17 protein-coding genes and 1 riboswitch are annotated in these 20,754 nt (G+C 46.1%); of the genes, 11 read left to right on the plus strand and 6 right to left on the minus strand.

Annotated features, from left to right (window positions below; genetic code table 11):
• Positions 1-23: 23 nt before the first annotated feature.
• Positions 24-950 carry a zinc ribbon domain-containing protein gene (locus V6D41_RS21570; protein WP_442893076.1) on the minus strand — a complete coding sequence of 309 codons (927 nt, stop codon included), beginning with the start codon at positions 948-950 and terminating at the stop codon, positions 24-26.
• A 275-nt stretch (positions 951-1,225) separates the two neighbouring features.
• Positions 1,226-1,328: riboswitch (guanidine-I (ykkC/yxkD leader) on the plus strand.
• 69 nt (positions 1,329-1,397) lie between these two features.
• On the opposite strand from V6D41_RS21570, the gene V6D41_RS16930 reads away from it, so the two are divergent.
• Positions 1,398-2,234, plus strand: coding sequence for a YitT family protein (locus tag V6D41_RS16930; RefSeq protein ID WP_333519002.1), 837 nt, complete (start codon positions 1,398-1,400; stop codon positions 2,232-2,234).
• A gap of 41 nt (positions 2,235-2,275) precedes the next feature.
• Here V6D41_RS16930 and V6D41_RS16935 read toward each other — a convergent pair whose 3' ends face one another.
• The gene (locus tag V6D41_RS16935) at positions 2,276-3,733 is read right to left on the minus strand and encodes an aldehyde dehydrogenase family protein (RefSeq protein ID WP_333519003.1); all 1,458 of its coding nucleotides are present in this window, start codon (positions 3,731-3,733) and stop codon (positions 2,276-2,278) included.
• A 184-nt stretch (positions 3,734-3,917) separates the two neighbouring features.
• Between V6D41_RS16935 and V6D41_RS16940 the strand changes: the two genes are divergently transcribed.
• The 5 genes from V6D41_RS16940 to V6D41_RS16960 all read left to right on the plus strand — a co-directional run bounded on the left by V6D41_RS16940 (position 3,918) and on the right by V6D41_RS16960 (position 8,538).
• Positions 3,918-4,811, plus strand: coding sequence for a PucR family transcriptional regulator (locus V6D41_RS16940; protein WP_333519004.1), 894 nt, complete (start codon positions 3,918-3,920; stop codon positions 4,809-4,811).
• A 119-nt stretch (positions 4,812-4,930) separates the two neighbouring features.
• Positions 4,931-6,028 (plus strand): maltodextrin ABC transporter ATP-binding protein MsmX, encoded by a 1,098-nt coding sequence (msmX, locus tag V6D41_RS16945; protein WP_148963339.1) that lies wholly within the window; start codon positions 4,931-4,933, stop codon positions 6,026-6,028.
• A 101-nt stretch (positions 6,029-6,129) separates the two neighbouring features.
• The gene (locus V6D41_RS16950; protein WP_333519005.1) at positions 6,130-6,858 is read left to right on the plus strand and encodes a ZIP family metal transporter; all 729 of its coding nucleotides are present in this window, start codon (positions 6,130-6,132) and stop codon (positions 6,856-6,858) included.
• Positions 6,859-7,077: 219 nt separating this feature from the next.
• The gene (locus tag V6D41_RS16955; protein ID WP_333519006.1) at positions 7,078-7,431 is read left to right on the plus strand and encodes an Ig-like domain-containing protein; all 354 of its coding nucleotides are present in this window, start codon (positions 7,078-7,080) and stop codon (positions 7,429-7,431) included.
• A 267-nt stretch (positions 7,432-7,698) separates the two neighbouring features.
• Positions 7,699-8,538, plus strand: coding sequence for a polysaccharide deacetylase family protein (locus tag V6D41_RS16960; RefSeq protein ID WP_333519007.1), 840 nt, complete (start codon positions 7,699-7,701; stop codon positions 8,536-8,538).
• Between the two features lie 13 nt (positions 8,539-8,551).
• Here V6D41_RS16960 and V6D41_RS16965 read toward each other — a convergent pair whose 3' ends face one another.
• The 3 genes from V6D41_RS16965 to cimH all read right to left on the minus strand — a co-directional run bounded on the left by V6D41_RS16965 (position 8,552) and on the right by cimH (position 11,975).
• Positions 8,552-8,755 carry a hypothetical protein gene (locus V6D41_RS16965; RefSeq protein WP_333519008.1) on the minus strand — a complete coding sequence of 68 codons (204 nt, stop codon included), beginning with the start codon at positions 8,753-8,755 and terminating at the stop codon, positions 8,552-8,554.
• A 57-nt stretch (positions 8,756-8,812) separates the two neighbouring features.
• Positions 8,813-10,471 (minus strand): M56 family metallopeptidase, encoded by a 1,659-nt coding sequence (locus tag V6D41_RS16970; RefSeq protein ID WP_333519009.1) that lies wholly within the window; start codon positions 10,469-10,471, stop codon positions 8,813-8,815.
• Positions 10,472-10,622: 151 nt separating this feature from the next.
• On the minus strand, positions 10,623-11,975 hold the full coding sequence (cimH, locus tag V6D41_RS16975) for a citrate/malate transporter CimH (protein ID WP_333519010.1): 1,353 nt from the start codon (positions 11,973-11,975) through the stop codon (positions 10,623-10,625).
• Between the two features lie 555 nt (positions 11,976-12,530).
• Between cimH and cydA the strand changes: the two genes are divergently transcribed.
• The 5 genes from cydA to V6D41_RS17000 all read left to right on the plus strand — a co-directional run bounded on the left by cydA (position 12,531) and on the right by V6D41_RS17000 (position 19,276).
• Entirely contained in the window at positions 12,531-13,934 is a 1,404-nt protein-coding gene (gene cydA, locus V6D41_RS16980; RefSeq protein WP_087993246.1) for a cytochrome ubiquinol oxidase subunit I, read from the plus strand.
• A complete protein-coding gene (cydB, locus tag V6D41_RS16985) occupies positions 13,921-14,934 on the plus strand; it encodes a cytochrome d ubiquinol oxidase subunit II (RefSeq protein WP_333519011.1) in 1,014 nt (337 codons plus the stop codon). Before cydA ends, cydB begins: the two co-directional genes overlap by 14 nt.
• Positions 14,934-16,637, plus strand: a complete 1,704-nt coding sequence (cydD, locus tag V6D41_RS16990; protein WP_333519012.1) for a thiol reductant ABC exporter subunit CydD — start codon at positions 14,934-14,936, stop codon at positions 16,635-16,637. Before cydB ends, cydD begins: the two co-directional genes overlap by 1 nt.
• Positions 16,634-18,361 carry a thiol reductant ABC exporter subunit CydC gene (gene cydC / locus V6D41_RS16995; RefSeq protein WP_333519013.1) on the plus strand — a complete coding sequence of 576 codons (1,728 nt, stop codon included), beginning with the start codon at positions 16,634-16,636 and terminating at the stop codon, positions 18,359-18,361. Before cydD ends, cydC begins: the two co-directional genes overlap by 4 nt.
• Before the next feature lie 84 nt (positions 18,362-18,445).
• On the plus strand, positions 18,446-19,276 hold the full coding sequence (locus V6D41_RS17000) for an NAD(P)H-hydrate dehydratase (RefSeq protein ID WP_333519014.1): 831 nt from the start codon (positions 18,446-18,448) through the stop codon (positions 19,274-19,276).
• A 27-nt stretch (positions 19,277-19,303) separates the two neighbouring features.
• Here V6D41_RS17000 and V6D41_RS17005 read toward each other — a convergent pair whose 3' ends face one another.
• Complete coding sequence (locus V6D41_RS17005) at positions 19,304-20,677, minus strand: cytosine permease (RefSeq protein ID WP_333519015.1); 1,374 nt, start codon at positions 20,675-20,677, stop codon at positions 19,304-19,306.
• Positions 20,678-20,754 lie beyond the last annotated feature (77 nt).

The following is a 20,754-nucleotide window of genomic DNA, read 5'->3' on the forward strand; positions in this document are numbered from 1 at the left end:
TGAGGTTTCCCCAGCCCTTCTTTTTATTGATCCAAGTTTACTTCAAATGTAAATGGATTAATTGTAATATCGTAGTTTTCGGAAGAACCTTCTAAAATAATATTTGCTGTTTTGCTTTCGATTTTAGGGAAGACAATAATCCCTTCAGTTTTAACGCCCGGTAAGATTTCACTTTGAATTTCAGGATACTCTGAAAGGTCGGATTTAGGCTCAATCTGTTTATTATCAGCTGTAATTTTGGCATTGAAGTCATAAAAGCTGATTTCATCTTGTGATTTGTTTTCTATCTTTACATACAGGCGAGTTTCTTTTTCAGCAAGTTCAACTTTTTGAAGTGTGAGCGCAAATCCGTGCTGGTTCTGTGTTTTATCTACGTTAATTGTTTTTTGAGCTGGGGCGAAAGCTGTTGCATAGTCGCTTTTTTCAATGGAATCGGCAATGATTCTAGGGGCTGAAACTGATCCGCCCAATGCGTTTTCACCATCATATTTGTCTTTCACCGTACCTACTACATGAATAATGTCGTCATCTTTAATATCTAAATCAGGGTCGTCGATCATAATAAGAGTATTTTTGCTTAACTTTTCTGGATTGTTATAGCCTTGAAGGTATGTACCATCATCGTCTTGTTCAACGTCAAAAACTTTTACATACAGATCGACTTTATAATTTTTAAATTGATCGGCATTAGTATATAGTTTTTCGATATCGGCCTTTTGTACTGTTTTAGTTGACTTTGTAGAGTCGGAGCCGGTTGTAGTAGAAGCTTGAGAGTCTCCGTTGTTTCCGATGTTCGCAATTATGATAATGACTACTATTGCTAGAATAAACGTAATGATTTTATGTCTCATAAAAAAATTACGTTGGTCTTTACCGCAATTCGGACATTTCTTAACACCTTTTGCAATCTCTTGGCCGCAAGCTTTACAGTGTAGTAGCTTTCCTGACATTATATTTCCTCCTATGTAATTAATTTCTTTAAATATATGTTCTATTTTGCCTATATATTTTCATGTAGTCAATGATAAATTGGGAAAAATCTTTGATTTATATCTGGTTAAAAAGGTACTTTGTATCATATCGACCGAATCTTTCATTTATTAACAGCTGATGATCTTTTTTATTTCTCTTAATTTATTGAATAAATCTCCACAAATACCTCTTGAACCAATTCAAACCGTCCCTTATAATGCTAATATTGGAAAGAAAAAATGATAGGATAAAAACATTGGTTTTCTAGGGTTCCGCAATGCATATTGGACTGTGACCGAGAGAAAACACATAACAGCCCGGCTGTTATGACACGGTGGGATAAAAGCCCAGGAGTTTCTGCTCTTTTGCGAGAGCGTACTCCTGGGCTTTTTTGTTGATACTATCTGGAGAAGGAGTGTTTTGTGGTGAAAAAGAAAATGCTTGATGTGCTGATGCTTGTGATTGGCGCTTTTTTCTTCGCGCTTGCGGTGAATTTGTTTGCGATTCCCAATGACCTTGGGGAAGGTGGGGTCACTGGGATTACGCTGATTTTATACTATATCTTTCAATGGTCTCCCGGTGTGACAAACTTTATTTTAAATGCATTTTTGCTCTTAATCGGCTACAAATTTCTAGACGGTAAAACCACGGTCTATACCATCATTGCTGTTGCGGCGAATTCGCTATTCCTCCATCTGACACATGGGTGGAGCACTCCGTCTGATGAATTGATCATTAATACGATTTTCGCGGGTGTTTTTGCGGGAGTCGGGATCGGAATGATTATCCGGGTCGGCGGGACGACAGCTGGATCTGCGATTTTGGCCAGAATCGCTAATAAATATTTAGATTGGAATATTAGCTATGCGTTATTGTTTTTTGATTTAATCGTGGTATTCAGCTCTTACTTTATCATTGGCGCGGAAAAAATGATGTTCACGATCGTGATGCTGTATATCGGTACGAAAGTGATGGACTTCATTATTGAAGGCTTGAATACGAAAAAAGCCATTACGGTCATTTCAGAACAGAAAAGTGAGATTTCAGAGAAGGTAAACACCTTGATGGATCGGGGAGTGACAATTTTATCAGGGAAGGGAAGCTATACGGGCCAGTCAAAAGAGATTTTATATATTGTCATTAACAAACAGGAGCTATCCACACTGAAGAAAATTATCAGAAGCTGTGACAAAAAAGCATTTGTAATCGTTCATGACGTACGCGATGTGTTTGGCGAAGGGTTTGTTGATATTTCGAAATAAAGAAACATCCCTCTGCGTTTGAAGCAGAGGGATTTGTTCGTTTAGAACGGATATTTGCGGTATTGTTTCTGTATCGAAATCCATTTTGTCACGGTAAACTCTTCGACCACCCACGGATTTCCGAAGCGGCCGACACCGCTTGCTTTGTTTCCGCCAAAGGCGATATTCGGCGAATCATTGACAGACTGATCGTTGACATGGGTCATGCCGCTGTCAATTTGCAGGGCGAACGTTTCACCTTTTTCTAAATCAGAAGTGAAAACCGCCGAGCTGAGCCCATATTCAGTATCATTTGCCATATCAATCGCTTCCTGATCGCTGGAGGCTTTGATAATGGTGGCAATCGGGGCAAACAGCTCGGTTTGGGCAATTTTACTGTTGTTGTCAGCGCCGACAAAGACATACGGTGTGAGTACGTTTTCGACACGTTTTCCTTCAACCGCAAGCTCGATGCCGTCTGCTTTTGCCTGCTCAATGATTTCCAGCGCTTTCTCGATTTGGCCCTCATTGATCAGCGGTCCGACTACGGTTTTCGGATCGGTTTGATCGCCGTACGGAAGCTCTTTGACACGTGCGGTGAATTTTTCAACAAATTCATCGTACACATCTTGATGAACGATGATTCTATTGATAATCATGCATATCTGTCCCTGATGAATAAATTTCCCGAAAATCGCTGCATCTACGGCACGATCGACATCCGCGTCGGAAAGGACGGCAAATGGGTTGTTGCCGCCGAGCTCAAGGGCCATTCGCTTGAAGTCGCGCCCGGCGATTTCACCGATGTGGCGCCCGACTGCGGTTGATCCTGTAAAGCTGATTAATCTTGGAATTGGGTTTGTCAGCATGCCGTCTCCGATTTCCTTTAAGTCCGTCAACATGACGTTAAGGACACCCGCAGGAAGGCCGGCGTGTTCGAACGCTTTCGCAATGATGGTTCCGCCGGAAAGAGCGGTTTGGATATCAGGCTTATGAACAACACTGTTTCCCAGCGCAATCGCAGGCGCAATCGTTCTCATTGATAAATTCATCGGAAAATTAAATGGAGAAATCGATGAAATCACGCCGAGCGGAAGGCGGTAAATCTTGTTGATTTTCCCTTCAATGTCGGAGGGAACCTCTTTGATGCCGCCTAATTCGCCGGTATACGTAATGGCTTCATCTAAAATCGCAATGGTTTGTTCAAGCTCGATCGTGGCTTTAATGATCGTTCCGCCAGTTTCGCGGGAGATCATCATGATGATGTCATCGCGTTTTTCCTGTAAATAGCCTCGCGCTTTTTGCAGAACTGCTTTTCGATCTTCTGTTGTGCTCTTGGCCCACTCTTTTTGCGCCCGTTGTGCAATGTCAAACGCATCCTCCAGCTGCTTGCTTGTTGCCAAAGATGCTGTTGTAATCACAGACTGGTCGTATGGATTCAAAATATCCTCTGTACGTCCGCTTTCCCCTTCTGTCCATTTTCCGTTGATAAAACTTTTGTTTGACGTTTCTAAAGCCATTGATGATCATCCTCCTTTGGTCCCGCATTATTTCTTCTATTTCCGTTGAGACCGATATGTAAACGAATGGGGTTTCCCTTTCAATTTCTCGTCTGCTGTGCCGGATATACTCTTTTTTATTGGAGAACATGTGTGTTTCGCCTTATACTGGATATACAGATCCTTACATAAGAGAGGAGAACATATGAAATCGCTGCTGGCTATTTATCCCGGTTCGATTGTGTCTGAAGAGCTTTGCGTACAGGAAGGCTGTCTATGTTTTTTTGATGAGAACAGTCAGAGATATATCTCCATTCCAAAAACAGAGATCAGCGAAAAAGAAATAATGCTGCTGCAGTCATTTTTGACGCCTGCGGATGAGGTCAATCAAATGTCTTTGAAGTCGGCGGAAGAAAACAAGTGGTTTGCGTTTCTTTTTTCTAGAGGGGAAGTGCCGGCGGATATAAAGAAGCGAACGAGATTTGTTCATTTTCATTTGATCGGTAATATAGAGCGGACGTCATTTGCGGAAGCTGTTCGTCATTTTTGGCCGGTGTCTTTTGTGATTGTGTGGATGCATGAGGACAGAGGCGTGATTGTCGAGCAGGAAAGTGAAGCGGCGGCGGGGAAGGATGAACTGGAATCGCTAGCTAAGGTTCTTGAGAGTGATTTCTACTTCAGTGTCCGTTTTTACGCCGGGAGATTTTATGAACCGGATGAGAGTCTCCGTACTCATTACGCCCGTGAACAGACGTATTTCCTCTTTGCTGAAAAGCGGCTGCCTCAGATGCAAAGTGTGACCTTTGACATGATCTTTCCTTTTTTATTATTAGAAACAGAAAAAGAAAAGCTGCAAACGCTGCTCTCTGAAGAAGCTGAGCTTTTATTTGAAAATGAATCTGAGCTGAGAAAGACAATCAAGCTCTTTATTGAAAACAACTCAAACGTGACGTTAACGGCGAAACAGCTGCATCTGCACCGCAACAGCCTGCAATATCGAATTGACAAGTTTGTTGAGCGGTCAGGGATAGACATTAAAACATATAAAGGCGCGCTGCTCGCCTATTTTATCTGCTTGCAAAGCAAAGGTTCAGAATAAATTGGAAATATGCACGAAAATGGCTGGTTGATTTTATGAACACTGCCCATTTCAGTGATATGGAAATGCTGTTACACTCAAGTCAGGAAAGCGTTTACAATAACAAAGGGGGAATCAAGATGGCTGAATTGCGGATGGAGCACATTTATAAATATTATGAGCAGAAGGAAGCGGCTGTTGATGACTTTAACCTTCACATTGACGATAAGGAATTTATCGTATTCGTCGGCCCGTCCGGCTGCGGGAAATCAACGACGCTGCGGATGGTGGCAGGACTTGAAGAAATTTCAAAAGGCGATTTTTATATTGAGGGGAAACGGGTAAATGATGTAGCGCCAAAGGACAGGGATATCGCGATGGTCTTTCAAAACTACGCGCTCTATCCGCATATGACGGTCTACGATAATATCGCATTCGGGCTGAAGCTTCGGAAAATGCCGAAGCCTGAAATCAAAAAAAGAGTAGAGGAAGCCGCTAAAATTCTCGGGCTGGAGGAATATTTGCACCGCAAACCGAAAGCGCTGTCAGGCGGACAGAGACAGCGGGTCGCGCTTGGACGGGCGATCGTGCGGGATGCAAAGGTGTTCCTGATGGATGAGCCTTTGTCGAACCTGGACGCCAAGCTGAGGGTGCAAATGCGTGCGGAAATTATTAAGCTCCACCAGAGACTGCAAACCACAACGATTTACGTGACGCATGACCAGACAGAAGCGCTGACGATGGCGACACGGATCGTGGTCATGAAAGACGGAAAAATCCAGCAGATCGGGACGCCGAAGGATGTATATGAATTCCCTGAAAACGTCTTTGTCGGCGGTTTTATCGGGTCACCGGCGATGAACTTTTTCAAAGGAAAGCTGACGGACGGCGTCATCAAAATCGGTTCTGCGGCATTAACCGTGCCGGAAGGAAAAATGAAAGTCCTGCGTGAAAAGGGCTATATCGGCAAAGAAGTCATCTTCGGCATTCGTCCTGAGGATATTCATGATGAATTGATTGTCGTGGAATCGTATAAGAACTCTTCGATTAAAGCGAAAATCAATGTCGCAGAGCTGCTTGGTTCAGAAATCATGATTTATTCGCAGATCGAAAACCAAGACTTTATTGCGCGGATCGACGCCCGTCTCGATATTCAATCAGGTGATGAGCTGACGGTTGCGTTTGATATGAATAAAAGCCATTTCTTTGACAGTGAGACAGAAGTGAGAATTCGCTAAGTTCTAAACCGGACATGGAGACATGTTCGGTTTTTTTTTCGCTCCAAGGTTTACAGAAAAAACCGCAGCGGGTAGTGGTTGGTAAGAAAGGGGAGATAGAGATGTGGCATGCGGCAATGTGGGGCGGGATCTCAGGCTCTGCTGTTTTGCTGGGCGCGCTGGCGTCCATGTTTTTTTCGATTCGCAAACAGATCATCGGCTATATTATGGCTTTTGGCACAGGGGTATTAATTGGCGCGGCTGCTTACGAACTTCTTGGGGATGCAGCGGCAGAAGGCGGGATCGTGTCGACGGGCGCCGGATTTATTGCAGGGGCGGTCGTTTTTACGATTTTTGATTACGCGGTTTCTAAAAGAGGCGCGTCACATAGAAAAAGATCGGGACAAGCAGCTGCCGGCGGAGGAGGAATCGCCATTTTTATCGGCACCGTCATGGACGCTGTCCCGGAATCGATTATGATTGGCGCCAGTCTTCTCGAAGAACAATCGGTCAGTTTCCTTTTGGTGATCGCTATTTTTATCAGCAATATACCTGAAGGGCTGTCCAGTACAACAGGAATGAAAAGCAGCGGGTATACCAGAACGAAAATTTTGCTGCTTTGGGCCGCAGTGCTCGTGATTTCAATTCTCGCTTCATGGTCAGGTTATTTCTTTTTAAACGGTGCTTCTGAAGAAGTGATGTCAGCAATCGCGGCGTTTGCGGGCGGGGGAATCATTGCGATGGTTGCGTCGACGATGATGCCCGAGGCGTACGAAGACAGCGGTCCAATGACAGGTTTAATCGCTGCTCTTGGGCTGTTAACCTCGCTGGTTCTGAATCAGTTTTCTTAACCTTATTAATCTAGTTTTGATAAACAGCGGTTTTCTAGCTACTTCATATTGAAAATATTAGCTTTCACTCGTATATCCAATTAGTTAATCTGCAATTTATTCCAATTTATAATCTTCTAAAAGATGTTCACAGTTATTTAACAATTATTTACAAGGTATAAATTCCCTTTAGTGGAATTTATACTGTGCAACAAAAAATATGACAAAGGAGTGTTTCAAATGAATGTAAAAAAAACTATTGTTTCCGCGTTATCGATTTCTTCATTAGCTTTATCAGTTAGTGGGGTGGCATCAGCGCATGAAATAAGCTCCTCTCCTGTGACAGATGCTAAGAATATTACTGTTTCTCCGTCACACATTATAAAGATTCAAAATTACAATTTGCCGCCGTTACATGTAGGGGAAACAGACTCTGTTTACAATTCAGTAGCGACTAAATATTGGTCAGATAACTCATCTGTTGCATCTGTAGATTCATATGGTACAGTTACAGCTAATGCAGTGGGAACAGCGAATATTACTTTATATAAAGGGAATAGTGTGCTCGGTGTTGTACATGTGAGAGTTTGGTAAACTTAAAGGGAGCATCTGCTCCCTTTTTATTGTTTCTAATTTAAAAAGCGGAATGCCCCTTTAGCCGCTCTTTATTTGTGAGCGCTATTCCCCGATGTCAGTGCCTCGATAGAACATTTACTATCTCCGAGTATTCAGTAATCTTTGCTGCTAATTTATCTAATATTAATAAACTATATTGAATAACATTCCTATCTCTTGCACTTGAAAATCCCACAAACAATCCGATGAAAAAGGAGGAAGAAATAGACAGAAAGCAGGAGAACGATGAAACAATTGATTTTAAGCATTTTTCTTTTGGGAAGCTGCTTGGCTCTGGCGGCTTGCGCTGATCAAGAGGCGAACGCGGAGCAGCAGATGCCGAAAGCGGAACAAAAGAAACCGGAAGAAAAGACAATACATGTTCAGAAAAAAGAGGATGATACATCCGCATGGATCAAAACAGAGAAACCGGCAAAGCTGCCGATTTTGATGTACCACAGCATTTCCTCAGGAAACAGCCTCCGTGTCCCGAAGGAAGAATTCGAAGCGCATATGAAATGGCTGCACGATAACGGCTATCAGACATTAACGCCGAAAGAGGCGTATCTCATGCTGACGCAGGATAAAAAGCCGAGTGAGAAATGCGTGCTGATCACGTTTGATGACGGATACACCGACAATTATCAAGACGCGTATCCGGTGCTGAAATTGTACGGGATGAAGGCGACGATTTTTATGATCGGCAAATCGATCGGACATAAACATCATCTGACAGAGGACCAAATGAAAGAAATGGCGAAGCATGGCATATCAATTGAAAGCCATACGATTGACCACTTAGAGCTGAACGGGTTAACACCTGAGCAGCAATACAGTGAGATGGCCGATTCAAAAAAGCTGTTTGACGGCATGTTTCACCAGCAAACCTCCATCATCAGTTATCCAGTGGGGCGCTACAATGAGGAGACGCTGAAGGCAGCCAAAGAAACAGGCTATCAAATGGGCGTGACGACAGAACCGGGCGCGGCATCGAGAGACCAGGGAATGTACGCCCTCCACCGAGTGCGCGTGTCTCCGGGCATGTCAGGTGCGTCTTTTGGCGCATACATTGAATCGATGAAATAAAAAAAGGCGGCGCTTAAACGCCGCCTTCTCCTCCTCCGCCGGAATCACTGAAACTGCCGTCATTGCTGCATCCTCCGTTATGGTGCGAGCCGTGGTCTGAATAACCGCCGAAAAACCCGCTGTCCGCATGCTGGCGGCTTTTGTTTTCCAAGGGCTTTGGCTGTACGACTGAAACGAAAACAATAATCGCTATAATGAATAAGATAATCACAATCACTTCTGGTCACTCCCTTTTCTCACCATATCTGTTATACGAACGAAACGCTGGCCGGTTTCATTTCAGAGAAATCGATTCCTTCAGCCGGTCTCTGAACCAGCGCTTCAACACCCCGTGTCCTTTGTTTGACAATAACGTGCTGACACGCCAATACATAGGGGGATGAGGGGCGAACTGAAAATCAATGAATCTGAAAAGCCAGCTTTTATCACGGGAGAGAGAGTCAATGGTAAGCTCGTCCTCATCTGCTTCAGAGCTGTAGGCGTTTTGTTTCTGTATATCTTCATCCTGCCGAACCGCCAAGATTCTCAATGCTTCCGCCATTTGTTTGTACCCGTCTTCCAGCAGTGAGGCGCCAAGATTGTCAGCGCGCACCTCCATCCATTGTGAACAAAAGGATTGATAGAGCTGAAACAGGATGATGATTGCCATGATGAAAACCCAAAGCGCCACTTTATGGGCCGCGGGATGGGCGATATGCTGCTGAAATAAGAGAATGATCCCAACGACGGCTCCAAGATATAGAAAACGCAAAAGCTGTGATGACAAAACGTCACGTTTTTTAATATGAATCGCTTCATGGGCCAGAATGCCTTCGATGACACGCTGCGGAAGTGTTAGTGTGGCGCTTGTCAGAATGACCATTGACCTTCCGACATTCATGCCGACTGCCATTCCGTTGTAATCATCACTCTCCGTCTCGTATATGCGGACATGGGAAATGCCGGCTTTGCGGAAAATCTTGTCGGCCGCTGCCTGTACATGCGGATGATCACAAGGCTTGGCATCCATTGCCGCCCGCAAAACAATGTCTGACAGGTACATATTGAAAATCCAGTACAACATCACGGCAACGGCCATGACCCATGGAGAGGTTTGTAATCCGTATAATGCGAGCACCAGTAAGGCGTAAGCTGACACGCCTTTTACGCTGGCGGCAAAATAAAGCTTCCCAAGCAGCCGCTTCACATTTTTTCTATGATAAAACGGCAAAACAGAAATCACAGTGTCCTCGTTGTTTTCCGCGTCTGTGTATCCCCGGAGAATCGCTTTCCATCTTTGCGGTTCCTTCACCGTCAGAAACAGCGTTTCACCGGGAAGAGACAGTTTGATGACTTGCTGAAAGCTTGTTGTCAAATCTAAACGAGATGAATACATCGTCAGAAGCGGATGGAGCTTTAAGAGATCAGCTGTTGATTCAAGCTGGATGTCTTTCAAATCGGAAAGCGGGTATGTACGGGTTTCATAACGCGAGCTTATGTGCAATTTTTCTAAGGACGCCGAATACAAAACGGTTACACTGAAAACATTCCATATTCGTTTTACAAGTGCTCCTCCGCCGGAGATCATGCCGAAAAGGATCACATATTTGAGAGCGCTTGGATCAGGTCCATAGATGAAAAAAATAATGGCGCCCGCAAACACAACGGCGGTCAGCATGATGTCTGACAGGAGGCGTGTTTTGTTTCTGGCAAGCTCGATTTCCTGCCAGTCTCCCGAAGGTTTTTCCGCACGTTCTGACACTGTGAGATCCATTGCGGTCCAGTAACAGTAGAACATTGTCGCGATCGAGACAATGCCGTCCATAAATGATTGATGAGAGAAGATATAAACAGCAGCGCAAACCCAAAGAACGATGTCAATCCAGAAGTCTATGAACGGAATGAGTTTTGCTGCCAGGGCTGATATAAAATATAATCCCAGCCCGAGAATCATAACGAGAAATAGATCTGTTCCATAGGCATGCTAGAGTCCTTTCTATCTGGTATTTCCAACTATTACTATAGCATGGCGCGGGAATTTGCAAAAACAGGAATATGCAAAAAAAGCAAGCTCTTTCGTTTACGAAGAACTTGCTTGCGGTGTATCAATAAAACTGGTGAAGCAGCAATAAGGTTAGGGACACTGTAATGGCTCCCCCGATTCGGGTAGACACCTGGGCGAATGGCATTAATTCAAGCCTTTCTGCGGCGCTTAAAATGGCGACGTCCCCGGTGCCGCCTTGTCCTGAGTGGCACGCATTGATAATGGCGGTCTCAATCGGATACATGTTCAGCCACTTTCCGGTGAAGAAGCCGACGGCCATCATGGTCACAACGACAGACAGAATCGTAATGATGTTGTTGAGATTAAAGGCGGCGACAAGCTTGTCCCACGGCGTCATGGACACCCCGATCGCAAAGAGCAGCGGGTAGGTCACAGCGGTTGAAAAGAAGCGGGACACCCCAAACGCGCCATTTTCAATTGAGGCAGGCGCCAATCTGAACAACTTAATCAGAACAGCCAGTAACAGCATGGCAACGGGTGCCGGAAATCCAAAAAAGTCGTGAGCGAGCATGCCGACTAAGTATAAAGAAACAGCAAGGATACCGCCTGACGCAAATAAGGAAAGGTTGAACATTTGCTGCCCGCTTTGCGATTCTTCCAGCGCAGGGGACTCTTCTTCAGATCGGTCCACTTTGCCGTTGCCTGTCCATTCCGGTTTTTTCTTACCGATTCTGTTCAGCAATCCCGCTAGAATGATCGCGCACAGGCTGCCCAGCATGATCGACGGCAGAACAAGTGCAAACGCTTCCCCTTGAGACATCGGCATGATGTCAGAATAACCGATGGACAGCGGGATAGCACCTTCTCCGACACCCCCTGCCATGATAGGGATGACGATGTACAGCAATGTATGCTGAAATCCGAGCCCGAGCAAAGTGCCGACAGCCAGTCCGACAATAGCGGCTGCGACAGAACCGGCAATAAGCGGAATAAAGATTTTCATGAATGCTTTTATGAGTGTTTCTCTTTTCATGCCGAGGATGCTTCCGACAACAATCCCGGCGATAAATAAGTAAAGAAAGTTTGAGTTTTCTGTAAATTCTGTGGTGGATTTGACGATATCATTAGGCAGCAGGTGATAGTAGACGACAGCGGACGGAATAAAAGTAGCTAGGATGGCTGGGCCGCCGATAGAACGAACAATCGGTATCGATTTACCGATTTGGGCAAAGGTAAACCCGAAAAAAGCCATGACGGCAATGGATGTCAAGATGTCACTTTTCACATCGTGATGCATAACAAAAATAGTGATTAATATAAACAGCAAGGCATACACAGGAAGCGGTATAATGCCTACTTTTATATTCATGGCTCTAGCAAACCAATTCTCTTTTCGAACCCCTTCGTGAATTGTATCCGTTTGCAATTGCATTTGTGTTTGAAGCTCTCCCATTGAAAAACCTCCCCTATTCTTGATGCAGTGAAATTGTTCACTACATTAATTATACAAAAAAATTGAAATGTTTAATATATTAAAAATTTACTATTCAGGTTTTCAAATCTTCCCGGTTCAAATGAAAAGAGGCATTCCGACTAAAAACGATCTATGACGGAGTGCTGAGAAGCGAGGGCTGGTGACGGACAGGCATTTTATTCGCAAGGAACGAAATGTTGATGTACGATAATAAAGGGTCATTTATCCTAGCGTCCGTCATAAATCATCAACAAAATAGACAATAATCCGTCACACAGTGCGGGACTTTTTAGGTATTTTGATCTTTATTTTTAAAATAAATCGTTGTAAAGTACTTAATATGAACCAGTAAGAGAATGTGTCATTTGATCAGTCTGGCAATCAGGAATCATATTGAATGATTTTTTGACACATTTGTGAAATATTGAACAAATATTTTTTTCGTCTACTTTGTGAATTGGTGATCAAAGTATCGCTTTTATTTGTGAAATAGTGAGCAAAATGCAGTTTTTAACCGGAAATGGAGGAGAAAGCATGAGTGAATTAGTTTTAGCCCGCATTCAATTTGCATCAACAACATTGTTTCACTTCTTGTTTGTGCCGTTGTCTATTGGGCTTGTGTTTATGGTTGCGTTGATGGAGACTCTTTATCTTGTGAAAAAAAATGAGCTGTACCTCAAAATGGCAAAGTTTTGGGGACACTTATTCTTAATAAATTTCGCAGTTGGTGTTGTAACGGGGATTTTGCAAGAATTCCAGTTTGGAATGAACTGGTCTGATTACTCCCGTTTTGTCGGAGATGTATTTGGCGCTCCGCTTGCGATTGAAGCATTATTGGCGTTTTTCATGGAATCGATCTTTATCGGATTGTGGATTTTCGGCTGGGATCGCCTGCCGAAAAAAATTCACGTTCTCTGCATTTGGCTCGTATCATTTGGAACGATTATGTCGTCTTTCTGGATTTTAACCGCGAATTCCTTTATGCAGGAGCCTGTCGGCTTTACGATCAAAAACGGCCGCGCGGAAATGAACGACTTTGCCGCGCTGATTACAAACCCTCAGCTTTGGGTTGAATTTCCGCACGTCATTTTCGGTGCGCTTGCCACCGGGGCTTTCTTTATCGCCGGAGTGAGTGCTTTTAAACTATTGAAGAAAAAAGAAGTGCCGTTTTTCAAACAATCTTTTAAACTCGCAATGATTGTCGGCCTTTGCGCCGGTCTTGGCGTCGCACTTAGCGGACACGCGCAGGCTGAGCACTTGATGGAATCACAGCCGATGAAAATGGCTGCCAGTGAAGGCCTTTGGGAAGACAGCGGTGACCCTGCTGCTTGGACGGCTTTTGCCACGATCGATACAACAAATGAAAAAAGCTCAAATGAGATCAAAGTTCCTTATGCTTTGAGCTACCTGGCGTATCAAAAATTCAGCGGAAGTGTCAAAGGGATGAAAACACTTCAGGCTGAGTACGAAAAAATATACGGAAAAGGCGATTACATTCCGCCTGTAAAAACGACATTCTGGAGCTTCCGCATCATGGTTGGCGCAGGTGTTGTCATGATTCTTGCTGCGTTAGGCGGCCTTTGGTTAAACCGCCGCAAAAAGCTTGAAAACAGCAAATGGTATTTGCGCATCATGATCGCGTTGATTTCCTTCCCGTTTATTGCGAACTCCGCGGGCTGGATTATGACAGAAATCGGACGTCAGCCTTGGACGGTTATGGGCTTAATGACAACTGCTCAATCTGTGTCGCCTAACGTAACAGCCGGCTCTCTGTTATTCTCAATCATCGCATTCGGTGTGATGTACTTGATTCTGGGGGCGCTGCTTGCCTTCTTATTCGTCCGTGAAATTAAAAAAGGTGCGGAGCATGGTGATCATCATGATGCTCCTGTATCAACAGATCCATTTAGTCAGGAGGTATACCATGTCTCTTCATGATCTTTGGTTTATACTCGTTGCTGTATTGTTTGTAGGTTTCTTCTTTTTGGAAGGCTTTGATTTCGGGGTCGGCATGGCGACCCGTTTTCTTGGCCATAATGAATTAGAACGCAGAGTGCTGATCAACACGATCGGACCGTTTTGGGATGCGAATGAAGTATGGCTTTTGACTGGTGCAGGCGCCATTTTCGCGGCATTTCCGAACTGGTATGCAACGATGCTGAGCGGTTATTACATTCCGTTTGTCATTGTGCTGCTTGCATTAATAGGCCGCGGGGTCGCGTTTGAGTTCCGCGGCAAGGTTGATCATTTAAAATGGGTAAAGGTTTGGGACTGGGTCGTTTTCTTCGGCAGTCTGATTCCTCCGTTTGTGCTTGGTGTGCTGTTCGCGACATTATTCCGCGGGATGCCGATTGATGCCGATATGAACATTCACGCGCAAGTATCCGATTATTTCAATGTGTACTCTGTACTTGGCGGTGTGACTGTAACACTTCTTTGCTTCCAGCACGGATTAATGTTTATCACGCTGCGTACGATCGGTGATTTGCAAAACCGCGCCCGGAACATGGCGCAAAAGATAATGGGTGTTGTTTTTGTAGCGGTTCTAGCTTTCGCGGCTCTTTCTGCCTATCAGACAGACATGTTTACACGCCGCGGCGAGATAACCATTCCGCTCGTTGTTTTGATTGTCATCTGCTTTATGCTCGCGGCTGTCTTTATCCGTAAGAAAAAAGACGGCTGGACATTTGGGATGACTGGCGCGGGGCTGGCGCTGACTGTAGGAATGATCTTTATTTCATTATTCCCTCGGGTCATGGTCAGCTCGCTTCAAAGCGCGTACGATTTAACAGTAGCTAACGCTTCTTCCGGTGATTATTCGCTTAAAGTCATGTCAATTGCGGCATTAACCCTATTGCCGTTTGTCATCGGCAGTCAGATCTGGAGCTATTATGTCTTCCGGAAGCGCGTCAGCCATAAGGAGCCTATGACTTATTAATGGGAAAAGACCTGTTTCGATATAAAGGAATGAAGCGGATTCTCACCGTGATTACTTGTTTAACGCTGATTCAGACAGCTGCCATTATTATGCAGGCAGAGTGGCTGAGTGAAGCCGTAACCGGGCTGTTCAACGGGAAGAGCATGGCCTCCCTGTTTCCGGTGATCGGCTTTTTCCTCATCGCTTTTGTCGCCCGGCACGGGGTGACGGTGGCACGCCAGAAAATCGTCTATCAATATGCCGCCCGGACAGGAGCTGATTTGAGAAAGAGTTTTCTTGATCAGCTGTTCCGGTTAGGTCCCCGCTTTGCAAAGAAAGAGGGGACGGGGCAAATGGTAACCCTGGCGATGGAAGGCATCAGCCAGTTCCGCCGCTATCTGGAGCTATTTCTGCCGAAAATGGTCAGCATGGCGATTGTGCCGGCGGCGGTTGTCATTTATGTGTTTTTTCAGGATCGCACGTCAGCTGTCATTTTAGTTGCTGCGATGCCGATTCTGATCATCTTTATGATTCTCCTCGGCCTTGTCGCGCAGAAAAAAGCGGATCGCCAGTGGAAATCCTATCAGAGACTTTCTAATCATTTCGTTGATTCTCTTCGCGGGCTGGAGACATTGCGTTTTTTAGGTTTGAGCAAGTCGCACAGTAAAAATATTTTCTACGTTAGTGAGCGGTATCGCAAAGCAACGATGAGCACACTTCGGGTGGCATTTTTATCTTCATTCGCCCTCGATTTTTTCACGATGCTGTCAGTGGCGACAGTTGCAGTGTTTTTGGGCCTGCGCCTTATTGACGGAGATATTTTGCTTGGTCCCGCCTTAACGGCGCTCATTCTGGCACCTGAGTATTTTTTGCCGGTGCGGGAAGTGGGGAATGATTATCATGCAACGCTGAACGGACAGGAAGCAGGCAAGACCATTCAAGAGATCTTGTCGCAGCCTGGTTTTAAAAAAGAGGCGCCGCTTCAGCTTGGGACGTGGTCCGGTCAGGATGAGCTGAAAGTGTCAGGTGTGTCAGTCGGCCGGTCGGTGTCAGATATTGATTTGTCATTGAAAGGCAAGAAAAAAATCGGCATCATCGGTGCAAGCGGTGCCGGAAAATCAACATTCATTGATGTCCTTGGCGGATTTTTGGAGCCTGATGACGGTATGATCGAGGTCAATGGTTCAAGCCGGTCCCACTTGCAGGACGGAAGCTGGCAGAAAAACCTCCTTTATATCCCGCAGCATCCGTACATTTTTGATGACACGCTGGCGAACAACATTCGCTTTTACCATCCAAGCGCGTCGGCCGAGGATACAGCCCGCGCCGCTGCCTCGGCGGGGCTGACGGAGCTGGTGGACAAACTTCCGGACGGATTAGAGGGAAGGATCGGGGAAGGCGGCCGGGCGCTCAGCGGCGGTCAGGCTCAGCGTGTCGCGCTGGCCCGCGCTTTTTTAGGTAACCGTCCGATCCTGCTGCTGGATGAGCCGACCGCCCATCTTGATATCGAAACAGAATATGAATTAAAAGAAACGATGCTTGATTTATTTCAGGATAAGCTCGTCTTTCTCGCGACACACCGCCTTCACTGGATGCTCGATATGGATGAAATCATCGTGCTTGACGGGGGCAGGGTTGCGGAAATCGGGACTCACGATGAATTGCTGGCGACAAACGGTGTGTACACCAAACTGGTGAAGCCGCAACTGGGGGAAAGAGCATGAAGAAAGAAGAATGGATTCTGCCGTATATCAAGCAAAATGCCCGCCTTTTCGTTCTGGTTATCTTGTTGGGCGCGGTGACGATTTTTTCTGCTGCTTTTCTCATGTTCACCTCAGGATTTTTGATCTCGAAGGCGGCGACAAGGCCGGAAAACATCCTGCTCATTTATGTGCCGATTGTCGCTGTGCGCACCTTTGGGATTGCACGGTCTGTGTCACGATATGCGGAACGCCTTGTCGGCCATCACATCATTTTAAAAATCGTGTCCGACATGCGCGTCCGCCTTTACAACATGCTTGAGCCGGGTGCTTTGATGCTGCGTTCCCGATTTCGCACGGGGGATATGCTCGGCATTTTGTCGGAGGATATTGAGCATTTGCAGGATGCCTTCTTAAAAACGATTTTTCCTGCGATCTCGGCCTTGCTTCTGTATGCAGTTTCAGTAATCGCGCTTGGCTTCTTCTCTTGGCCGTTTGCCATATTGCTTGCGCTTTACTTGTTTGTTCTTGTTATACTGTTTCCGGTTGTGTCTTTGCTCGTGACGAGAGCGAAGAATGCGAAGCTGAAAAGCGGGCGGAATGTGCTGTACAGCCGGCTGACAGATGCCGTAATGGGTGTCAGCGACTGGATGTTCAGCGGACGCCGGCATGCTTTTATTGATTCCTATGAAAAAGAAGAACAAGCTTGGTTTGAGCTTGAACGGAACAAACAGCGCTTTACAAGATGGCGAGATTTCGCCGCGCAATGTTTTGTCGCGGGTCTCATTTTGCTGATGCTGTTTTGGACGGCGGGGCAGCATGCAGACGGCGAACTCGCCAAAACGATGATTGCGGCCTTTGTGCTAGTGGTGTTCCCTTTGACGGAAGCCTTTCTGCCGCTTTCAGATGCTTTGGGCGAAGTGCCCGGCTATCAGGATTCCATCAGACGCATGAACAAAGTGGCCCCTCAGACGGAGGCGTCACAAACAGACTCAGCGGCTGAAACGCTCGATCTCCAAGATGTCACACTGTCCTTTCGTGATGTGGCGTTTGCTTATGATAACAGCAGCCGAGTGCTGAACGGCTTTTCCTTTACGCTGCGCCAAGGAGAAAAAATGGCGCTGCTCGGCCGGAGCGGGTCTGGGAAATCAACGTCGCTCGCATTAATCGAGGGCGCCTTAAAGCCGGACTCTGGATCTGTGACGTTAAACGGAGTGGAGACCGAGCTGTTAAAGGATCAGATTGCTGATACGGTAGCTGTGTTAAATCAAAAACCTCATCTGTTTGATACAAGCATTCTGAACAACATCAGGCTTGGAAATGGCGACGCAAGCGACGAGGATGTGCGCCGTGCTGCAAAGCAGGTGAAACTGCATGATTACATTGAGTCACTGCCTGACGGATATCATACCTCTGTTCAGGAAACCGGCATCCGGTTTTCCGGAGGGGAGCGCCAGCGGATCGCACTCGCCCGGATTTTGCTGCAGGATACGCCGATCATCATCCTCGATGAGCCGACAGTCGGACTCGATCCCATCACAGAACGCGAACTGATGGATACGGTGTTTGAAGTGCTGAAAGGAAAAACGATTTTATGGATTACGCACCACCTCGCGGGAGTGGAAGCGGCGGATAAAATTGTGTTTCTCGAAAACGGAAAAACAGAAATGGAAGGAACGCACGAGGAACTGCTGGCGGCAAACGAGCGGTATCGCCGCCTGTATCATCTTGATGTTCCTGTGAAATAAGACAGCTCCCTAAGGCTGTCTTTTTTTGTTTGAAATAGAAAAGGTACAGGAAAAATAGGAAGAGAAAGCAGAGGAGGGATAGAGATGAGTATTCCAATTTGGACGGAGGAGCATGTGAGGGCCTCGCTTCCTGAAAGAGATGCGGAGAGCCATAAAGGCACATACGGTACCGCATTGCTTCTGGCGGGAAGCGACGACATGCCGGGCGCAGCGCTTCTGGCGGGGCTTGGGGCCATGCGTAGCGGACTAGGGAAGCTTGTTATCGGAACGTCTGAAAGCGTGATCCCGCTGACCGTTTCTGTTCTGCCCGAGGCGACCTATTGGCGTGACGGCTGGCAAAAAGCGGCGCACGCTCAGCTTAAAGAGGCGTACCGCGCCATTGCTATCGGATCGGGACTTCCGCAAACCGAAAGCGTACAGCAGGCAGTTGATCATGTGCTTGCGGCGGATTGCCCTGTTATTTTGGATGCCGGAGCGCTGGCAAAGCGCACATATCCGAAACGGAAGGCGCCTGTCATCCTCACGCCGCACCCGGGCGAGTTTTCCCGTATGACAGGTGTTCCTGTGAAAGAGCTGCAAAACAAAAGAGCGGAATATGCAAAGGAATGGGCGGCTCAGCTGCAGGCTGTCATTGTGTTAAAAGGAAATCAAACCATTATTGCGTTCCCCGATGGCGACTGCTGGTGCAATCCAACTGGAAACGGGGCGCTCGCCAAGGGCGGCACCGGTGACACGCTGACAGGCATGATATTGGGCATGCTCTGCTGCCATGAAGACCCGAAACATGCGATATTAAACGCGGTCTATCTGCACGGTGCGTGCGCCGAGCTCTGGACGGACGAGCACTCAGCCCATACGCTGCTCGCTCACGAGCTTTCTGACGTGCTGCCTCGCGTGTGGAAACGGTTTGAATAAGAATAGCAACAAAATAAAAAGCTGTCTTCACAAGGAAGACAGCTTTTCTTGATAACCCGCTTGTTTTTTCAGACGCGGTTTCATCAATACATAATAAAGAATAGAAGGCACGGCCAAGCCGACAATCCATGCGATGTCTCCGCCGCCAAACATTTTTGCCAGCGGTCCGATGTAAAAGGATGTATTGATAAACGGGATTTCCAGCAAGATGGACAGAACGAACGCAATCGTGGTGATCCAATTAACCTTTCCATACGGCCCGTTCACATCAAACATGGCTTTGACTTGATAGTTTCCATGGCGGACGAAGTAGTAATCGACTAAATTAATTGCCGTCCATGGAATTAAGAAATAGCTGATGAAAAAGATAAAATTCAAAAACAGCGCCATAAAATTGCTCTGTCCGAGAAGACTTAAGACTGTGCCGACAAGCGTGACACCGAGGATCATGATGATTCTGACTTTGGGTGTGACTTTTAACTTCAGAAACGGCTCAAGCGTTGTTGTCGTGGACATGAAAGCTCCATACAGGTTAAAGACATTGATCGCCATTTGCCCGAATAACACAATGATCAGCATAATGAACGAGAAGGGGCCGAACAATTGGACAATCTGGCTGCCTGAGTTTGCCGTAAAGTCAGGCAATGCCGTCGTCAGCAAAGCGCCGAGCAGCATCATCCAGATCGAGCTGACAGATGTGCCTGCATAGCTGTACCAAAATGTTTGAGAAGCCGGTGTTTTAACTGGCAGATATCGTGAATAATCGGCAACATACGGCGCGTATGCAAGCTGCCACGTCGCGACTGCGCTGACCGCAACCAAGAAAACAGGCAGATCAACCGCCCCGGGAATCCAGCTGCCTGCCGGAATCGGCAATTGAAAAATAAGAATCGTTGCAGCAAAAAATACAGCAAAAGAGGTCCAAGAAAGGATTTTTTGCATTTTGTGAATCAAATCATGGCCAAAAATGGTGAGTAAAAAACATACGGCGCTTAAGCCTATAATACTCCATGATCCCGGAATGGGAACAAAGCTGCTTAAGGTTCCGGCCGCCAGAATCGTGCTGCTTGCGAAGAAACCAAGGTAGATAAACATAACTAAGAAGAGGGGAAGAATCGCTCCGATTACGCCGAATTGGGCACGGCTTTGAATCATTTGCGGGATGCCAAGCTGAGGGCCTTGCGCGGAATGAGACGCCATAAATATGGCACCGATTAAGGTTCCGCAAATAATAGCGGCAACACTCCAAAACAGATTAAGTCCCATTGCCACGGGAAGAGTACCGGTCACTAACGTGGTGATATGCATATTAGCCCCAAACCATACGGGGAATAAATCTTTTGCTTTACCATGTCTTTCTTCATTCGGAATATGTTCAATCGTTCGCCTTTCTACTTTCAATGCATCGTCCTCCATATTGGATGTTATTTAAAATCGACATAAAGACATAGCTTAGCAGACTATAAGGGGGTTTACAA

Origin of the sequence: Bacillus sp. 0102A, from assembly GCF_036765155.1 — a bacterium.
Lineage (GTDB): Bacteria > Bacillota > Bacilli > Bacillales > Bacillaceae > Bacillus > Bacillus subtilis_G.